We start from the raw sequence: 2301 nt of genomic DNA, 5'->3' as shown, positions 1-2301 counted from the left end.
AAGGGCATCCTGCTGGCGGGAGGATCGGGGACGCGGCTGCATCCGATGACGCTGGCGGCGTCGAAGCAGTTGCTGCCGGTGTACGACAAGCCGATGGTGTACTACCCGCTGGGGACGCTGATGCTGGCGGGGGTGCGGGACATCCTGCTGATCTCGACGCCGGCGGACCTGCCGCAGTTCCGCCGGCTGCTGGGGGACGGCAGCCAGTTCGGCGTGACGATCACCTATGCCGAGCAGCCCAGGCCCGAGGGGATCGCGCAGGCCTTCCACATCGGCGCGGAGTGGATCGGGGGGCAGGCCTGCGCGCTCGCGCTGGGCGACAACATCATCTACGGCCACGGCCTGGTCGACAGCCTCCGATCGGCGGCATCGCGCGCCCTGGCGGGCGAGGCGACGGTGTTCGGCTATCGCGTCGCCGACCCCGAACGCTACGGCGTGGCCGAGTTCGACGCCGCGGGCCGCGTGCTCTCGATCGAGGAAAAGCCGGCGCGCCCGACCTCCGACTGGGCGGTGATCGGGCTCTATTTCTACGATGCGCGGGTGACGCAGCTCGCGCGCGACCTCAAGCCCTCCGCGCGCGGGGAACTCGAGATCACCGACCTCAACAAGGTCTACCTCGCGCACGGCGCGCTGTGCGCCGAACAGCTCGGGCGCGGCTGCGCCTGGCTCGATGCCGGCACGCCGGCCTCGCTGCTGCAGGCCGCGCTCTTCGTGCAGACGGTGCAGGACCGCCAGGGCCTGCAGGTCGGCTGCCCGGAGGAGATCGCCTTCCGCATGGGCTTCATCGACGCGGACGCGCTGACGCGCCAGGCCCATGCGCTCGGCAAGACCGCCTACGGGGCCTATCTGCGCGACCTCGCCGCGGGGAAGCACCGGTGAAGATCGAACGCAGCGCGATCCCCGACGTCCTGGTGATCGAGCCCACCCGCTTCGAGGACCCGCGGGGCTTCTTCAGCGAGGTGTGGTCGCACCGCAGCCTGGCTGCGCACGGGATCGAGACGCCCTTCGTGCAGGACAACCATTCGCTCTCGCGCGAGGCCGGGGTGGTGCGCGGACTGCATTTCCAGCGCCCGCCCTGGGCGCAGGGCAAGCTGGTGCGCGTCGTGCGCGGCGCGATCCTCGACATCGCCGTCGACCTGCGCGAAGGCTCGGCCACCTTCGGCCGGCATGTCGCGATGGAGCTGTCCGCGGCGAACTGGCGGCAGCTGTGGGTGCCGCGGGGCTTCGCGCACGGCTTCGCGACGCTCGAGCCGGACACGGAGGTGCTCTACAAGGTCGACGCCTATTACGACCGCGACGCCGATGCGGGGATCCTGTGGAACGATCCCGCGCTCGGCATCGACTGGCCGGCCGCCGATCCCATCCTGTCGGCGAAGGATCGCACCGCGCCGCGCCTGGCCGAGATCGATCCGCCCTTTCCGGCGGGGTCCTGGTGATGCGGCGGATCCTGGTGACCGGGCGCGGCGGGCAGCTCGCCACGGGGCTCGAGGCCGCACTCCCGGCGCAGGGCTTCGAGGCGATCCTGGTGGGCCAGCCCGCGTTCGAGTTCGACCAGCCCGCGACCGTCGCGGCCGCCTTCGCCGCGGCCCGGCCCGAGGCGGTGGTGAACTGCGCCGCCTGGACCGCGGTCGACGCCGCCGAGGACAACGAGGCCGCGGCCTTCCAGGCCAATGCGCTGGGGCCCGCGCTGGTGGCGCGGCACTGCGCGGCCCTCGGCATCCCGCTGGTGCAGATCTCGACCGACTACGTCTTCGACGGCCGCAAGGGCACGCCCTACACCGAGGACGACGCCCCCAACCCGCTCGGCGCCTACGGGCGGACCAAGCTCGCGGGGGAATGGGCCGCGCTGGCGGGCCACGACCGCACGGTGGTGCTGCGCACCGCCTGGGTCTTCTCGCCGGTGGGCAACAACTTCCTGCGCACCATGCTGCGCGTGGGCGCCGAGCGGGCGGAACTGCGCGTCGTCGCGGACCAGCATGGCAGCCCGACGGCCGCGCCCGACCTCGCCGACGCCATCGCCACCGTGCTGTCCCGCATCCGGGCCACCGGCTGGCAGCCGGCCTATCGGGGGGTGTTCCACGCCGTCGCGGCCGGGTTCACGACCTGGCACGGCTTCACCGAGGCCATCTTCGCGACCGCCGGCCAGGCGCGCCCGCGCGTCACCGCCATCGCCACCGCCGACTACCCCACCAAGGCCGCACGGCCAGCCGATGGCCGCCTCGACACCTCCCGCCTGCAGGCCACCTTCGGCGCCTCCCTCCCACCCTGGACCGCCGGCCTCGCTCGAACCCTCGCGGCTCT

At 72.9% G+C, this 2301-nt stretch carries 3 protein-coding genes; all 3 read left to right on the top strand.

Annotated elements, in window-relative coordinates; all coding sequences use genetic code 11:
• Positions 1-879 (top strand): glucose-1-phosphate thymidylyltransferase RfbA (gene rfbA / locus GWK16_RS24895; RefSeq protein WP_170056672.1); only part of this gene is annotated, 879 nt, incomplete at its 5' end.
• A complete protein-coding gene (gene rfbC, locus GWK16_RS24890) occupies positions 876-1436 on the top strand; it encodes a dTDP-4-dehydrorhamnose 3,5-epimerase (protein ID WP_170056671.1) in 561 nt (186 codons plus the stop codon). The genes rfbA and rfbC, both read left to right, overlap by 4 nt.
• Positions 1436-2301 (top strand): dTDP-4-dehydrorhamnose reductase (rfbD, locus tag GWK16_RS24885; RefSeq protein ID WP_338144565.1); only part of this gene is annotated, 866 nt, incomplete at its 3' end. The genes rfbC and rfbD, both read left to right, overlap by 1 nt.

The sequence above is a fragment of the Neoroseomonas marina genome (genome assembly GCF_012927745.1).
GTDB lineage: Bacteria > Pseudomonadota > Alphaproteobacteria > Acetobacterales > Acetobacteraceae > Neoroseomonas > Neoroseomonas marina.
Note: the sequence above shows the minus strand (reverse complement) of the source record. Positions and strands in the feature narration are given on the sequence as shown.